Origin of the sequence: Bifidobacterium cebidarum (genome assembly GCF_009193305.1) — a bacterium.
GTDB lineage: Bacteria > Actinomycetota > Actinomycetes > Actinomycetales > Bifidobacteriaceae > Bifidobacterium > Bifidobacterium cebidarum.
Genome location: NZ_WBVS01000002.1, coordinates 281,291 through 298,233, shown reverse-complemented (window position 1 = coordinate 298,233; position 16,943 = coordinate 281,291). Strand labels below are relative to the sequence as shown.

Genomic DNA, 16,943 nt, shown 5'->3' with positions numbered 1-16,943 from the left:
TGAATGAGGTCAGGCCTGCTGCTCTTCAGGCTGACCCGGCTCAGCCCACAACGTGTGGAATACGCCGGGCTTGTCTACGCGGCCGTAGGTGTGGGCGCCGAAGAGGTCGCGCTGGGACTGGGTCAGGGCGGTGGGCAGGCGCTTGGAGCGCAGGCCATCGTAGTAGGCCAGGGAGCTGGAGAACACCGGAGTCGGGATGCCAGCCTCGACAGCGCGAACGATCACGCGACGCCATGCATCCTGGGATTCGCCGATGATCTTCTCGAAGTACGGGTCGAACAGCAGGGAGGCCGGCGGGTTGTCGCCCTTGAAGGCCTCGGTGATGCGGTCGAGCAGGAACTGGGCGCGAATGATGCAGCCGCCGCGCCAAATACGGGCCACTTCGGACAGGTTGATATCCCAACCGTATTCTTTGGCACCGTCCTGAATCTCATTCAGACCCTGGGCGTAGGCCACCACCTTGGAGGCGAACAGCGCCTTGCGCACATCCTCCACGAATGCGGCCTTGTCTTCGCCGGCCAGGTCGATGGTCTTGTTCGGGCCCGCCAGGCCTTCCTTCTGGGCGGCCTCGCGCAGCTCACCATGAGAAGACAGCGCACGGGCGAACACAGCCTCGCCAATAGCGGCCACCGGAGAGCCGAACTCCAGGCCGGTCTGCACGGTCCAGGTACCAGTGCCCTTCATGCCGGCGTGATCGACGACCACGTCCACGAACGGCTTGCCGGTCTCGGCGTCCTTGTGATGCAGAATCTCGGCGGTGATCTCAATCAGGTAGGAGTCAAGGTCGCCCTTGTTCCACTCCTCGAACACGTCGCCAATCTCCTCGGCATCCATGCCCAGACCGCGACGCAGAATGTCGTAGGCCTCGCCAATCACCTGCATATCGGCGTACTCGATGCCGTTGTGCACCATCTTGACGAAGTGGCCGGCGCCATCAGTGCCGATGTGGGTCACGCACGGTTCACCATTCACCTTGGCGGCGATGGATTCCAGAATCGGGCCAAGCGTCTTCCAGGATTCCGCAGTGCCACCGGGCATCAGGGACGGGCCGTTCAGAGCGCCTTCCTCGCCACCGGACACGCCGCAGCCAACGAAGTGGAAGCCCTTGGCACGCACTTCCTTCTCACGCTTGATGGTGTCCTTGAAGAAGGAGTTGCCGCCATCCACGATGATGTCGCCCGGCTCGAACACCTCTTCGAGCTGCTCGATCACGGCATCGGTCGGAGCACCGGCCTTGACCATGATGATGGCAGTGCGCGGACGCTTCAGGGAAGCCGCGAACTCTTCCAGCGTCTTGGCCGGTACGAAGTTGCCTTCAGTGCCATGCTCGTTCATCAGCTTTTCGGTACGGGAGTAGTGACGGTTGAACAGGGCCACCGTGTTGCCGTGGTGCGCTAGGTTGCGCGCCAGGTTGGAGCCCATGGCGGCCAGTCCAATAACACCGATATTTGCTGTAGCTTCGGCCATCTGCCTTGCCTTTCCTTGCAGTATTAAGGAACGATTCTTCCGGAATCCAAGTCTATCCTTGGCACCGGAAGCGCGCACGGCTCGTCTTACGCTCACCGCGTAGCCGTAAACACTTAGGTCTGGGTCGTGGATGGTCGGCGTATGCGATGCTCGACACACTCAAGGCCGTTCGGCCAAGCCTACATACGCCCGGCTTTGGTGGGGTCGATAGTCATGGTTTGGAAGCGGGCGGCCATGTAATCGTTGCCGTAGTGCTCACCGAACCAGAGCGCGGCGGGCGAGGTCTGAGGCTGGCCGGCAAGTCTGCCGTACCAGCAGTCGAGTGCCATCAGCGTGAATACGATGTCGACAATCATCAGCACCGCGCATACTGCGGTGAGCGAGTAGCGCACTTTCCAAGGAATGCGATTGATGAGCGCGAGCATGCGCGGCAACAGCCAGCGCACCCAGACCAAGCCGATCAAGCCCCAGAAGAACATGTATTTGCCGGATGTGCGGCCGTCGACGGAAAGCCATTGGCCGGTGTAGTCCCACGCGGTGATGCCGAATGCGACTTCCATGAACCAGCTGGTCACGTATTCGAACGTGCCGCCGATCACCGCCGAAGCACAGAAAATCAGACCGGCGTTCGCCTTCCAGAGTCGATTCAGAAATACTGTGACCAGTACGGCACCGCAGCCGTAGATTGGCGAGAACGGTCCCCACAACAGGCCCGCACGGTCCTGCAGCTCGCCATGGTACAACGCGAAATGATAGATGGTTTCGATGATCAGGCCGCCCACTGAGGCTATGGTGAACAGCCAGAAGATATTGAAGAAGTCCAGCGCGATGTAGCCTTTGCCGCTCTGGTCGCGACCCAGCATGCCGGCAGCCACTGCGGCATCGTATTCGTCGCGGTCATCCATGCGCTTGAGCGCACGCTGCAGTCGGCGTTCCTCACGCAGCGACGGATCGGCGGTGATTGAAATCACCACGAGGATGACCATCTGAATCGCCGGCAGCATCAGGTTCCAACCCAAACCCTGCAAAGCCAGCGAGAGCATGCCTTCGGCCAACGTCAGCGGCATCAGCACATATGCCCAACGCGCGGCATAGCGACGGCGATTGCGCAGTAGTAGCACGCCGAAGACGATCAGGCATGCCGCATTGATGATCAGCACCACCGCGTGCAACGCGGAGAGGATGAATGTGAGGCTCATGGCATCCACATGCACGCGGCCGGTCAGGATCTCGCGCACGCTGTAGATGGTGGCGAACACCGTAAACGGCAATGCGGCAAGGCCATCGAGCAGAATCAGGATGCCATAGATGCGAGCCAGGATCGGCAATCGCTTGGCGTCCAGATCCATGTCGGCACCGTCCAGTTCGGCAGCCACCAAATCCGCTTCGATGGCTGACTCTTCGGCAGCCGTACTCTTGCCAAGATTGTGGGATTGTCGGCTACCGGAAGATGCGTGATTAGTCATGCCAGTTCCCCTTCGTGCTGCCCGCCGGGCCCTGTCTCCTATTGTGGCACAATGCTTCATGCTGAAAACGCGATCCCAGCGAGGCTGAACCGCACCTCGGCCGCCGCACCGACCATCACATTGCATCGCCGCCCAGTTGACTGTAGGTTTTTGAACACCGACTGTAGGTTTTTGAACAGAATTCGTTAGATTCCCTACAGTCAGTGTTGGATTTCCTACAGTCAGTGTTCAAAAACCTACAGTCAAGGGATCATGGCGGCATGATGCCGCGGTGCACAGTCACACGGCGCAGCGCGGTGGCACGTTATTCTGAATTTGGAACTTTGCGACACGCCGTGAGACTGTGCACGTTTCCAGTCATTGCAACAGGTGGCACATACTGCAATATCACATAACTTGCAAAACTCGCCAGCAAGCGTATATTTACTGACTGGAAACGTGCACAGTGTTGTTTCAGGTTTGGTCAGCGTCAGACAATGCCGACCAAGAAGTCGCAAACCTGCAGCAGCCCCGAGCACACCGACACAACGATGTTCATTGTTCGACATCAATGAGGAGACACCATGGCATTACTGCCGAATCCGATTGTGCTGCAGCGCGCCGATCCGTACGTGTTGCGCACCGACGATGGTTACCTGTTCACCGGCTCCTACCCGGTGTACGACCGCATCACCCTTCGCCGCTCGAAGACCCTTTCCGGCTTGCAGCAGGCCGAGGAACACACCATCTGGCACAAGCACGAAAGCGGCACCGGTCCGATGAGCGAGCTCATCTGGGCACCTGAAATCCACCGCGTGAACGGCCAGTGGGTTATCTACTTCGCCGCCGCGCACACCACCGCAATCGACCCTGTGGCCGACACCTTCCAGCACCGCGTATTCTGCCTGACCTGCGACGACGCCGACCCCATCACCGGCGAATGGGTTGAGCGCGGCCAGGTCGACACCGGCATGGACACCTTCGCACTGGACGCCACCAGCTTCATGCACTCCGACGGCCACCAATACCTGATCTGGGCACAGCAGGACCTCAACATCGAGGGCCACTCCAACCTGTACATCGCCCGCATGGAGAACCCGTGGACGCTCGCCACCAAGCCCGTGATGCTCAGCAAGCCGGAACTCGATTGGGAGAAGATCCGTTTCATCGTCGAGGAAGGCCCGGCGGTCTTGAAGCACGGCGACAAGATCTTCGTGACCTTCTCCGCCTCCGGCACCGGCCCCGAATACGCGATGGGCATGCTCACCGCCAATGCCGACTCCGACCTGCTCGACCCGGCCAACTGGACCAAGTCCAGCGAACCGGTGTTCACCTCGGACGAAACCGTGCGCCAGTTCGGCCCCGGCCACAACTCCTTCACCACCACCGAAGACGGCCAGGACGTGCTCATCTACCACTGCCGCAACTACGTGGAGATATTGGGTGACCCGCTGTTCGACCCGAACCGCCACGCCCGCATGGGCCTGATCACCTGGAACGAAGACGGCACCCCGAACTTCGGCACCCCGCAGATGGACACCCGCTGGACCCCGGCCACGACCGACGTGCTGCCGGCGGACGGACACCTCGACGTTGACGAGACGCTGTAACCAATCACCAACCACCACAAACATCCAAGCAATCCAAGAAACGGACCAATCATCATGGCACAGGAACAATCAACCTCCCTGCTGAGCTCGTTGAAGCGCGGCATCTTCTGGAACTTCGGCGGACTCTACTTCTTCTACTTCGCCGTCTGGCAGCTTATCTTCACCTTCCTGCCGTACTGGCTGAAGGGCCCGGCCGGCATGGACACCACCGCCTCCGGCTTGGTGTTCTCCATCATGTCGTTCGGCGCTCTGATTCTGCAGCCGATCTTCGGACCTATTCAGGATCGACTCGGCTTGAAGAAGGGCCTGTTCATCTTCGTGGTCTGCTGCATCCTCTTCCTCGGACCGCTGTTCCAGTGGGTGTTCCTGCCGATCATCGGCGCTAACCAGATCCTGGGCGCCATCGTGATGGGTGCCTACCTGAGCCTGTGCCTGAACGGCGGCGTAGGCGTAATCGAGGCCTACAACGAACGTTCCTCCCGCGCCTACCACTTCGAGTACGGCCACGCACGTCTGTTCGGCTCCCTGGCTGGCGCCACCGCTTCCTTCGTGGGTGGCATCATGTGGGCCAAGAACACCGGCTCCATCTTCTGGGCGATGACCTTCTGTGCAGCCGTGCTGCTCGTCCTGATCTCCATCGTCAAGCTGCCTGAGGATCACATGGCCGGCGCAGTCAAGGCCGAGGAAGGCGAAGACGGCGACAACGAGCCGATCTCCCGCGAAGAGTGGGTCTCCATCTTCAAGAACCGCAGCTTCTGGGGCTTCTGCCTGCTGATCATCGGCTCCGCCACCATGTACGACGTGTTCGACCAGCAGTTCCCGAACTACTTCGCTTCCTTCTTCTCCGACGCCACCGCCGGCGCCACCTTCTTCAGCCGCGTGGTCTCCGTCCAAATCCTGCTCGAGGCCATCTGCATGCTGTTCATGCCTGCCCTGATCAACAAGATCGGCGCCAAGACCGGCCTGCTGATCTACGGCGGCATCCTGTTCGTGCGCGTGCTCGGCTGCGCCTTCATCAACACCATTCCGATGCTGGTGTTCTGGCGTCTGCTCGCCGCTCTGGAGATGCCGTTCATGCTGGTCTCCGTGATGAAGTACATCACCCGCGTGTTCGATAAGCGCCTCTCCGCCACGGTCTACATGTACGGCTTCGGCACCGCCAAGCAGATCGGTCTGACCATCTTCTCACTGGTGATGGGCAACATGTACACCCAGCTCGGCTTCCACCACGCCTACCTGCTGCTCGCAGTGCTCATCGCCGTGTTCGTGATCGGCGGCTCCCTGCTCATGCGCAACGACAGCAAGCAGGTTGAGGCCTGATAGCGCGACAGTAGTAGCACAGCAACGGCCGCATTGCCTTACCGGGCATGCGGCCGTTCTGCATGTCCGGTAAGTTCGCGCAAACCAAGGCAGTCAACGCGGCAGGACACAGACCAGACAACTGTCACCGGCTACAATAGGAGCGATTTCAACTTCCGCGGGCCATCCGCACAAGAGGATATCCCGCATGAAAGGTTTCGAGTGAACCAGCACAAAGCGACCATCCACGACGTTGCACGCATCGCCGGCGTCTCCCGCGCCACCGTATCCCGCTACCTCAACGGTCGCAAATGGGTGAGCCAGGATGCCGCCGCCAGCATTAAGGCCGCCATCGAACAAACCGGCTATGTAGCCAACAGCCACGCACGCGCACTGGTCACCGGACGCGCCGGATCTGTGGCCTTTCTGCTGGGGGAACCGCAAAAGCTGCTGTTCGAGGACCCGAACTTCGCGGCACTCTTGAGGGCCGTGGCCGATGAGCTTGGCAAGAAAGGCGTCTCATTCATCCTGATGACCACCGATAATCAGGATGAAGCCAAGCGCAATCTCGCCTATCTGCAGGCAGGCCACGTCGACGGCGTAATCCAAGTCGCCTGGCACAAGGATTCCAGCGAGATGCTGAACGGCTTGGTTGAGGCCGGCATTCCTACCGTCATCGCCGAGCAGCCATCCGACGAGACTTTGCCCGTGGGCTATGTGCACGTCGAGGATTACGGCGGCGCACGCAAGGCCTGCGAATATCTGCACGAACGTGGCGCCAAGCATATCGCGATGATCGCCGGTCCCGCAGGCCCGAGCGGCACCCGTGATCGTATCCACGGTTTCCTTGATACCGTTGCCGCATTCGATGATGATTCCGGCAACGCGCAAGCCCGCATCGCACATGGTGATTATTCAGCAGCCAGTGGCGAAACCGCCATGGCGCAGCTGCTTGACGCCGATCCCGCCATCGACGGCGTTTTCGTGTCCTCGGATCCCATGGCCGTCGGTGCTATCAAAACACTGCGCGCGCGTGGGCTCAAGGTCCCGGATGACGTGCAGATCATCGGCTTCGACGATTCCTCGGCCGCCACACTCGCCGATCCCGCGCTGACCACTATCCGCCAGCCGTTCACGGCCATCGGCAAGCATCTGGTCGATCAGCTGATGCGCCTGATCAACGGCGAGCAGCCGGTCGGCGTCACGTTGCCCACCGAATTAGTGGTGCGCAACAGCACGCGCTGAACATCCGTCACCGCTTTCAGGAAACGTCCAAAAACCTTCCAGAAATCATTGCCGGAACTTCCGGATTCCCTTGCTGGCCACCTAAGCCAGCCTTAGGCCTTTCGCTGTGTACTTGAATCATCACAGACAAACAATGTTCCTGTACAGCCCACCGCAAGCGCGGGATGCACAGGAACAGTCTCGCGAAAGGAACCATCATGACCAGCACATCTTCGTTCGGCAAGCGGCGGACGACCACCGCAGACGGCAGCGCCAAGGCACGACGCTTCGCGCATCTACCGCTCGGCAAGGCGGCCGCCACCGCAGCGGCCATCTCCCTGGTCACCGGATTCGGCTACGGCATGGCCGGCACCGCCATCGCCAGCAGCCTCGGCTGGGGTAGCAATGCAAGCTCCAACAGCGCCACCCTGCAAGGCCAGCCCGGAGGAGGCGCAGATACGATGAGCTACGACTACACCGGCACGTATTCCGGCGCGCTCACCGCAGACGGCAAGGAAGTCAGCTCAGATGGTGAAACCACCGAAGCCACCGACTCCGATCAGAACGCCGCACTGGCGCAAAACGGCGGCACATTGACACTTACCAATGCCACGCTGAATAAGTCCGGCGATTCCGACAATGCCGACAACAACAATTTCTACGGCACCAATTCCGTCTCGCTCACCGTTGGCGAAGATTCGAAGACCATTATTTCCGGCTCCTCGATCAACGCCTCCAGCTCCGGCTCCAACGGTATCTTCGCCACCGATTCCGGCACTGTGCTGGCCAATGATGTGACCATCAATACCTCGTCCGATAACTCTCGCGGCCTCGACGCCACGTATGGCGGCACTATTGTGGCGAACGCCATCACCGCCACCACCGAGGGCGACCATAGCGCCACCATCGCCACCGACCGTGGCGGCGGCTCGATCTCCGCCACCGATTCCGAGCTCAGCACGGCAGGCTCCGGCTCGCCGTTGCTGTATTCGACCGGCAACGTGCAGGTCTCGGGCGTGAACGGCACGTCCACCGGCTCGCAAATCGCCGGCATGGAGGGCCTGAACACGATTCTGATCAAGGATTCCACGCTGACCAGCACGGTGACCGGCAAAACCGCCAGCGATCCGGTGGCCAACGGCGTCATCATCTATCAGTCCACCTCAGGCGACGCCGAATCCACCACCGGCGAGCACGCCACGTTCCAGGCCGCGGATTCCACGTTGAAGTCATCCATCGAATCCGGTTCGATGTTCTACTTCACCAACACCACGGCCGATGTGGTGCTCTCCAACACCACACTGGACTTCGACTCATCCAAGGCCGCGCTCATCACCGCAGCCGGCAATGACTCCAATAACTGGGGCTCAGCTGGCTCGAATGGCGCGACCGTGGTGTTCACCGGCCGCAATCAGACGCTGAACGGCACGGTTGCCGCCGATACCATCTCCTCGGTGACGCTCAACCTGCTGGATGGCTCGACCTGGACCGGTAAGACCAACATCACCAAGAATGCGAGCGCCACGGACGACACGACTTCCGATGCGCCAATCACGGTGAATGTGGACGGCACATCGACCTGGGTGGTGACCGGCGACACGACGGTGTCCGCTCTCAATGTGGCCGATGGCGGTTCGGTGGTCGACGCGGACGGCAACACAGTGACCATTGTGGCCGGCGGCAAAACCGTGGTGAAGGGCACTGGTTCGGTGACCGTCATGGTAACCGGCGATTACGGCACCTCCCTACCGGACTCCGCCACCAACGATGACACGAAACTCAGCAGCAATCTCATCGACCGCTCCGATTTCGACAGCGAATTCGGCACCTCTACCACTTGGAGCATGTAGAACACATCGCCATCCCACCGATCGGCTACATCTCTCTCCATCTCCCTACACCCCAATCACCCATCACGCACTTTCCCGAAAGGATTCCATCATGACCAGCAACAACATCAACCCCAACATTCCGACCAAGAACACCGTCGACGCCGCACCCACCGAATCGATCGCCAATGGCACCGGCACCACGAATGCCACCCGTCCCGGCGGACAGACGACTGCACAAACCCAGGCCTTCCAGCAGGCCGCCCAGCCGGCCGGCAATGCGGCACCGCAGACCGGAGCAGGCAACGCCAACTGGAACTGGCAGCAGGCTCAGCAGCCCCGCATGAATGCACCCCAGCCGAATCGTTTTGGAGCAGCCGCAGTCAATCATGATTCCCCGGTCAAGTCCATCACCGGCAAGGCCGTGGCCATCATCGTGGGCATCAGCCTCGGCTGCGGCATCCTCGGCGGCCTTGGCGGCGGTCTGGCGTATGGAGCCATCTCCCACAATGGATCGAAGACCACGTCCAGTCAGCAGATGCAGATGCCGGGCGGCTCCAGCTCCCAGCAGGGCGGTCAGTCGCAGGGCGGTGGCATGCCTGGCGGTATGCCCGGCCAGTCCAACGGCGAATCCGGCTCCAGCAACAGCCAGTCCCAGGGTGGTGCCAGCGAAGGCAACAGCGGCTCCGATTCTGGCAGCTCCTCCGGCTCCGCCGGCTCCTCTTCCAGCCAGCAGAGCGGCACCGATTCCTCTACCGGCACCATCGAAAGCTGACCTGCTGCATAACTAGACACAATGCCCAGCGACGCACGGTAAATCTGCGCGATTTCGCTGGGCATCGCCATATTTGGCCATATTGAGCCATATCCGCCCACACCCAGCCCAAAATCTCCCGGCACAGTATTACGCTACTCAATGCGTAGCGCTACGCTTACCGTATCGCTACGGAAAACGTAGCGCACAATAAACGCAGCACAATACTTATCGACAGCTCCGGGGGTATCAGTGGGCAACATTCTCAAGGTTCTCAAGCGCGACTTCATGCGCCTGTTCAGAGTGCCAGCCGCGTGGGTCATCCTGTTCGGCATGGTATTCATCCCGCCGCTGTATTCCTGGTACAACATCATCGGCTTCTGGAACCCGTACGGCAACACCAAGGGCATTACCGTGGCCGTGGCCAACAACGATGCCGGCACCGACAACGCCCTGATCGGCAAGCAGAACCTCGGCGGCCAGATCGTCAAGCAGATGAAGAACAACGACCAGCTCGGCTGGACGTTCGTGTCCGAAGCCGAGGCGATGGATATGGTGCAGTCCGGCAAGGCCTATGCCGCCATCGTGATTCCCAAGGACTTCTCCGACTCCTTGGCCGGCGTCGTGACCGGCGGCGATTCCAAACCGACGCTGGAGTATTACGTCAACGAGAAGGCCAGCGCCATCGCCCCCAAGGTCACCGACGTGGGCGCTTCCACCGTGGACCGCACGGTGAACTCCACGTTCGTCTCGACCGTGTCCAAGGTACTGACCGAAACCATCAACACAGTGGGCGACAAGGCTTTGGCAACCGGAGACAAGACCAAAGCCGAAACCGTCACGTCGCTGAACGAAGCATCCGGCGACGTGCAGCACACGCGCGATACCATCGCCAAACTGCAGACCAAGCTGGACGATGCGCCCAACAAGACCCGCACCGCGCGGCAGGCACTGGACGATGCCCGCAAACTCGGCATCGACGCCGCCGAAGGACTGGCCGGCACCTCCAAGCTCATTGGCACCGCACAGAACAGCATCAACGGCTTCGTCACCTCCACATCCGGCGCACTCGACCAAGGATCCAGCCTCTTAAGCCAAGCGGCTTCGCAGGCCAATCAGAACATCGGCACCGTGACCGGTGCCATCAACGCAGCGAACCAGCAGGTCGGCGGCATGATCAACACCGCCGAGGACATCAACCAGGCGAACGCGGATATTCTCGCCACGCTCAAAGACCTGCCGGGAGCCGACCAGGAGCCGTTGAAATCCGCCATTGATCAGCTGGAGAAGCGCAATGGCCAACTCGGCAACACCCTAGGCAACCTGGGCAGCCTGAATACCACCATCGGCAGCGCCTCCAAGAACACCGCAGGCTTGGCGAACAATCTCAACACCGCCACGCAAACCACGTTGCAGGCCACCAATGACGCCCGCAGCACACTGGTCTCCGGCTCGCTGCCGCAACTCAACAGCGGACTCAACACGCTGAGCACCACGGCGACCACGCTGTCCAACGACATCACTTCCCAGGATGCGCTGATCAGCCAGTCCAAGGACGCGCTCGACCAGCTGGACAAGGCCGCCGTCTCCACCAAAACCGCGCTCGCCGACACGGACAAGGCGCTGGCCACCGTGCAGGACAAGCTCGGCACCTTGGCCACTGATATCAAGGCGATGAGCATCTCCACGTCACTTGGCTCGCTGATCGACAGCGACGGTTCACTCGACGCCAGCAAAATCGCCGATTTCATGTTGTCCCCCACCGTGATCAACGAGAAGACCATCTACGCGGTGTCGTCCTACGGCTCCGGCATGGCCCCGTTGTTCACCACGCTGGCCCTGTGGGTGGGCGCATTCGTGCTCGTGGTGATTCCCAAGCTCGAAACCGATAACGAAGGCATCGAAAATCTGACCCCCACGCAAGGTTATCTGGGCCGTTTCTTCCTGCTGGCCACGCTGGCTTCCACGCAAGGTCTGGTCACCGGCATCGGCGATCTGGTGTTGGGTATGCAATGCGCGAGCGTTCCGGTGTTCCTGCTCACCTGTTGGATCACCTCGCTGGTGTACATGTCGGTCATCTTCGCGCTTTCCACCACGTTCATGCATGTGGGCAAGGGCATTTGCGTGGCATTGGTGATTCTGCAGGTGCCGGGCGCCTCCGGACTCTACCCGATTGAGATGATGCCTCGATTCTTCCGCATCATCTATCCGCTGCTGCCGTTCACCTATTCGATCGACGCGATGCGTGAGACCATCGGCGGCTTCTACGACGGCCAATGGTTCGGATACATCGGCAAGTTGCTGATCTTCGCCGCACTCGCCTTCCTGCTGGGCTTGGCGGCCCGCCCGAGGTTGGCCAACCTGAACCGGCTGTTCGCCCGTGAAATCGAGGAAAGCGACATGATTCTCGGCGAACCGGTGCATATCGAAGCCAGCGAATACAAGGTCACGCAGGCGATTTCCGCACTGGCCAACCGCACCGAATACAAGCATGCGATCGAACGCCGCGCCGCCAAGTTCACTCAGCAGTATCCGAAGCTGCTGTTCGGCGCGCTTATCGCCGGATTCGTGGTACCGGCCATCCTGATCATCGTCTTCTCCCTGACCACCAGCGAGAAGATCGTGGTGATGGCCACCTGGCTGGCCTGGGTGCTCATCATCATCGGCTTCCTGATGGTGGTGGAATACATGCGCGATTCCATCCGCCGCCAAACCGAGCTCGGCAATCTCTCCGATGAATCGATTCGCTCGATGCTGTACGGCCGCCATGCCGAATCCTCCACCAATGGCAGCGACGCACCAACCACCAGGCTCTCCAACCTGGCAGGCAAGAACCTCGCCGACCTGCCGAACCTTCACGACATCGCCCAGAACAAGGAAGGCAAGCACGCACGATGAGCAAGATCTGGAAACTGTTTATTGGAGATGTCAAGCGTCTGACCAGCAATGTGGTCTCCATTATCATCGTGATCGGTCTGGTGATGATTCCGGGCCTGTTCACCTGGTTCAATGTGGCCGCCTGCTGGGACCCGTTCTCGAATATGTCGAACCTGAAGTTCGCCGTGGCCAATGTGGATGAGGGATACCGTTCCGACCTGATTCCGGTGAAGGTCACCGTGGGCGATCAGGTGGTGAACGCCTTGCGCGCCAACAGTCAGCTCGACTGGACGATCACCTCTAAGGACGACGCCATCGACGGTGCGAAATCCGGCAAATACTATGCCGCCATCGTGATTCCGAAGTCCTTCAGCAAAGACATGATGACGTTCTTCTCCGACGATGTGCAGCACGCCAAGCTGACCTACTACCGCAACGAGAAGAAGAACGCACTGGCTCCGAACCTGCTCAACGAGGGCACGGATGAGGTGGCTGCGGAGATCAACACCACGTTCGCCAAGACGATTACGTCCGCCGGCCTGGAGATCGCTTCGTCGTTGGCCGATCAGTTGGCTCAGCCGGAAGCCAAGCAGCAGCTCACCACGTTCAACGCGAATATCGCTGATTTCGCCAACCAGCTGAGCAGTACGGCCGACATGCTCGGCACCTACAGCGCGCTCACCGATTCGGCGCAAACCCTGTTGGAAACCTCGAACGGCCTGATCAAGCAGGCTTCCGATTCGGCGGCCACGGCCAGCAAGAACCTGAAAACCGCCAAGCAGGGCGTGACTGATGTTGCCGGCGCGCTGAACACCACCACCGATGCGATGGGCAAGGCGCTGGACGCAAGCGCCAACAGTTTTGGCGCGGTCTCCGATTCGATCGACAGCCTGTATCAGGATGCCGATAACGGATCCACGACCGTGGCCAAGGAGCTCGACGCTCAGGCTTCCGCAGTGGCCGACCAGATTGCGCAGTACACGTCGATTCGCGATACGCTTGCCGGCATTCTGGGTGATAACGCAGCCGTGGTCAAGGCGCTGAACCGTTCGATCGCCCGCCAGACCAAACTGAAGGATGCGCTGCATGATGCCGCAACCAGCGTGCGCAATCGCAACACGGAAGTGCAGAACAAGCACCAGCAGGTCAAGGATCTGGCCGCCCAGGCGAAGAGCAGCATCGCCGATGTCAAGTCGGACTTCGCCACGAATGTGAAGCCGCAGATTGAGGCGCTCGCCTCGTCCGCATCCGATGCTTCCGGCATTCTGCAATCCAGTTCGGCACAGCTGAAAACCACCTTGGGTGACGTGGAGGATGCCTCCGGCGATGCCAATACGATGCTGGCGGATGCCCGAACCACGCTGAATAAGGTCGCCGACAAGCTGCGCAATGCCGGTGATGAGCTGACCTCGTTCAACGGCAAGCTTACCGACGCATTGAACAGCGGCGACATGAGCATGGTCAAGGAAGTGCTCGGCAATGATCCGGAGGCTTTGGCCAGCACGCTGGCTGCCCCGGTGCAGCTCAAGCGCAAGGCAGTGTTCCCCGTGGCGAATTTCGGCTCGTCGATGGCGCCTTTCTACACACTGATTCCTCTGTGGGTGGGCGCCCTATTGATGGTGGTCACCTTGAAGACCACGGTCTCGCGCAGGACTCGACGCGAGCTTGGCAATCCGCGACCACACCAGTTGTTCTTCGGGCATTACGGTGTGTTCGCGCTGATTGCTCTGATGCAGTCCACCGTGTCTCTGGCCGGCGACCTGCTGTTCCTGCATGTGCAGGCCGTGCATCCGCTGCTGTTCATGCTGTCCGGCTGGCTGGGCTCGCTGGTGTTCTCGTTCTTCACCTACACGATGGTGGTGAGCTTCGGCAACGTGGGCAAGGCCATTGGCGTGCTCATGCTGATTGTGCAGATCTCCGGCGCGAACGCCGCCTACCCGGTGCAGATTCTGCCGGACTTCATCTCCAAGGTGAGCCCGTTCCTGCCGCTGACCCATGTGGTCACGATGATGCGCGCCGCCATCGCCGGCATCTACGACCTGGATTACTGGAAGTCCGCCGGATTGCTGCTGCTATTCATTCCACCGCTGTTGCTGCTCGGATTGCTGCTGCGCAAGCCGCTGGTGAAATTCAACCAGTGGTATGTGGCCAAGGTGGAAAGCACCAAGGTGCTGAGCTGATGACTGTGTTGAGGAAAGAAGCAATCATGGAAACCGTATCTGGTACCATCCCGTCGACTCAGTCGGCTGCCAACGTCATACCGACGAACATGCCACGTTCCGAACGCAGGCGCGAGGCCACGGATCGCAAACTGATGCACGCCACGTTGCAGATCGCCGTGGAGCGCGGTATCAGCGGCGTGACCATCGAAGAGGTGGCCCGGCGTTCCGGTGTGGCCAAAACCACCATTTACCGCCGATACCATAATTCCAACGAGCTACTGCGCGGCATCAGCGCCATGTATCTGGTCAATGCGGAAGATGAGCTGTCGCCGGCATTGAGCCCAACACGCGAACATTTCACCGTGATGCTGAGCAAATTGGTGGATTGGGTGCGTGCAAACAACATCGACGTGCGCAGCGTGGGCATCGTGCTGTCCAGCGAGGCCGAATTCTTCCATCACATCGTCGATCAGGTGGTGACCCCGTGGCTCGGTAAATTGAGGAGCTTCCTGAATGAGGGGACCGCGGAAGGCGTGTTCCGCCCCGGTCTCGATGAGCGTCTGCTGCTTTCCACGATCATCGGCTCGTTGGTGGCGTATGAGGCCATCGATCAGCATCCTGCCGACAGCGATATCGCGGCATGGCCGCAGCGCATGACCGACCTGCTCTGGCCCGCGCTGCTGGCGTAAACCGGTCAGTGGGACAATCAATCAACTTTATCGAGGTTGCGCCTCGCTGAGAGCTTCGTAGTGCGGCGTTTTTGCGGTTGCCTCGAGGTTTTGTCCCACTGGGAGCCGCTCAGTGGAACGAACCGCATATCAGACCGAGGAAACACCACGCTGAGAACTAATCAGTGGAGCATTTTTATGAGTTATTCGACAATTGGCCCCACTACTGCTGAATGGAGGCTTCCTGGCGGGCGATTTCGAGCGCCTTGTTGAAGGCATCCGAGGTCCAGCTGGCGCCGGCCACCTTGTCGACCTTGAGATCCTTCAACGGCTTGCCGTCCACCACGCCGTTGATGGCCTTGGCGAAGGCGTCCTGATGATTCTTGGAGATGGTGGTGAACGGATGGCCCACAATCTCCACGTTTTCGATGTTGCCATCCTTGATGGTCAGATGCACATCGATGGAATCCTCGCCCACCGGACCGTACTGCCCGTTGATGGAGTAATCGCCGTCCTTGTAGTTGCCCGTATCCTTCTTATCGGAGGTGGTGCTGGAGGACTGATCCTGCGAGGAATCCGACGAGCTGGAATCGGAGGAATCGGAGCCGTTCGACTGCGACTGCTCCTCCTGTGACTTCTCGGTCTCACCGGAATTGCCGGCGTAGGAGTCATCCATAGGCGTGGCCTTAGATTCACCGCAGCCTGCGAGCAAAGCGCCAGCTACCACCAAGCCGGCGGCCGCCAAAGTGGCGGACTTCTTCAATGCGTTATTGGGCATGGCCTATTCCTCTCCGCCTGTCTTCGCGGCCTTGGTAGGGTCGGCGAAACCGATGGCGGTCTCACCGCTCTGAGCGCCCTCAACTTGAGCGCCAGTGGAGGCCGGCTTGCCACCGGCGGCCTCATAGGCTTCACGAGCCTTCTCATCATTCCACTTCTCCCCCACGAGCACGCCGTGGTTGAGCATGATCTCGCGCTCGGCACAGCTGGCCACCAGCGCATCATGCGTCACCACGATGATCGTGGTGCCCTGCTCATGCAGCTGACGGAACAGATCGAGCACGATCTTCTCGTTCTTCTCATCCAGATTACCGGTGGGCTCGTCGGCCAGAATCAGCTTCGGCTCGTTGATCAGTGCACGGGCCACGCACACGCGCTGCTGCTCACCGCCGGAAAGCTGACCGGGCAGGTGGTGGGCGCGGTCCTTCAGACCCACCTTTTCCAAGGCTTCCAGCGCCTGCTTCTCATCAACCACCGAGTGGTAGTACTGCGCCACCATCACGTTTTCCACAGCGGTCAGATGCGGCACGAGGTAGAACTTCTGGAACACCAGACCGATGAGGTTCTTGCGCACATCCGCCAGCTGGCCGGCGTTCAGATCCTCCAGTTTGCGGCCTTCGAGCTTCACCGAACCCTTGGACGGCGTATCCATGCAGCCGATCATGTTCATCAGCGTGGTCTTGCCGGAACCAGACGAGCCCACGATGGCCAGCCATTCGCCTTGCGGCACGGTGAGGCTGAGATCATCCACGGCATGCAGGTCGCCGTAGATCTTCGAGATATGGTCGAGTTCAAGCAGCATATCCATGATGTTTCTCCTGTGATCCAAAG

The 16,943-nt window shown here is 60.2% G+C and carries 12 protein-coding genes; 8 read left to right on the top strand and 4 right to left on the bottom strand.

The features are described 5' to 3' along the window. Positions 1 to 9 precede the first annotated feature (9 nt). Together gndA and F7D08_RS03450 are read right to left on the bottom strand one after the other, a co-directional pair. On the bottom strand, positions 10 to 1,467 hold the full coding sequence (gene gndA / locus F7D08_RS03455; RefSeq protein WP_152209281.1) for an NADP-dependent phosphogluconate dehydrogenase: 1,458 nt from the start codon (positions 1,465 to 1,467) through the stop codon (positions 10 to 12). 179 nt (positions 1,468 to 1,646) lie between these two features. Further along, positions 1,647 to 2,933 carry a putative ABC transporter permease gene (locus F7D08_RS03450; protein ID WP_152209280.1) on the bottom strand — a complete coding sequence of 429 codons (1,287 nt, stop codon included), beginning with the start codon at positions 2,931 to 2,933 and terminating at the stop codon, positions 1,647 to 1,649. 563 nt (positions 2,934 to 3,496) lie between these two features. On the opposite strand from F7D08_RS03450, the gene F7D08_RS03445 reads away from it, so the two are divergent. The 8 genes from F7D08_RS03445 (at position 3,497) to F7D08_RS03410 (ending at position 15,356) form a co-directional block, all read left to right on the top strand. Then, entirely contained in the window at positions 3,497 to 4,522 is a 1,026-nt protein-coding gene (locus F7D08_RS03445) for a glycoside hydrolase family 43 protein (protein WP_152209279.1), read from the top strand. A gap of 54 nt (positions 4,523 to 4,576) precedes the next feature. After that, positions 4,577 to 5,842 carry an oligosaccharide MFS transporter gene (locus F7D08_RS03440; protein ID WP_226803296.1) on the top strand — a complete coding sequence of 422 codons (1,266 nt, stop codon included), beginning with the start codon at positions 4,577 to 4,579 and terminating at the stop codon, positions 5,840 to 5,842. A gap of 201 nt (positions 5,843 to 6,043) precedes the next feature. After that, positions 6,044 to 7,066, top strand: coding sequence for a LacI family DNA-binding transcriptional regulator (locus F7D08_RS03435; protein WP_226803294.1), 1,023 nt, complete (start codon positions 6,044 to 6,046; stop codon positions 7,064 to 7,066). Between the two features lie 197 nt (positions 7,067 to 7,263). Then, on the top strand, positions 7,264 to 8,895 hold the full coding sequence (locus F7D08_RS03430) for a beta strand repeat-containing protein (RefSeq protein ID WP_226803292.1): 1,632 nt from the start codon (positions 7,264 to 7,266) through the stop codon (positions 8,893 to 8,895). Positions 8,896 to 8,986: 91 nt separating this feature from the next. Then, complete coding sequence (locus tag F7D08_RS03425; protein ID WP_152209278.1) at positions 8,987 to 9,649, top strand: hypothetical protein; 663 nt, start codon at positions 8,987 to 8,989, stop codon at positions 9,647 to 9,649. Between the two features lie 231 nt (positions 9,650 to 9,880). Further along, positions 9,881 to 12,526, top strand: coding sequence for a YhgE/Pip domain-containing protein (locus F7D08_RS03420; RefSeq protein ID WP_152209277.1), 2,646 nt, complete (start codon positions 9,881 to 9,883; stop codon positions 12,524 to 12,526). Beyond that, positions 12,523 to 14,685 carry a YhgE/Pip domain-containing protein gene (locus F7D08_RS03415; RefSeq protein WP_152209276.1) on the top strand — a complete coding sequence of 721 codons (2,163 nt, stop codon included), beginning with the start codon at positions 12,523 to 12,525 and terminating at the stop codon, positions 14,683 to 14,685. The genes F7D08_RS03420 and F7D08_RS03415 overlap by 4 nt, the downstream gene beginning before the upstream one ends. 134 nt (positions 14,686 to 14,819) lie before the next feature. Beyond that, entirely contained in the window at positions 14,820 to 15,356 is a 537-nt protein-coding gene (locus F7D08_RS03410; RefSeq protein ID WP_193316182.1) for a TetR/AcrR family transcriptional regulator, read from the top strand. A 202-nt stretch (positions 15,357 to 15,558) separates the two neighbouring features. Here the strand turns inward: F7D08_RS03410 and F7D08_RS03405 are convergent, their stop codons facing one another. Further along, positions 15,559 to 16,113 (bottom strand): FMN-binding protein, encoded by a 555-nt coding sequence (locus F7D08_RS03405; RefSeq protein WP_152209275.1) that lies wholly within the window; start codon positions 16,111 to 16,113, stop codon positions 15,559 to 15,561. A 3-nt stretch (positions 16,114 to 16,116) separates the two neighbouring features. Further along, positions 16,117 to 16,914: an ABC transporter ATP-binding protein gene (locus F7D08_RS03400; protein ID WP_152209333.1), complete on the bottom strand. Its 798-nt coding sequence runs from the start codon at positions 16,912 to 16,914 to the stop codon at positions 16,117 to 16,119. Between the last annotated feature and the right edge of the window lie 29 nt (positions 16,915 to 16,943).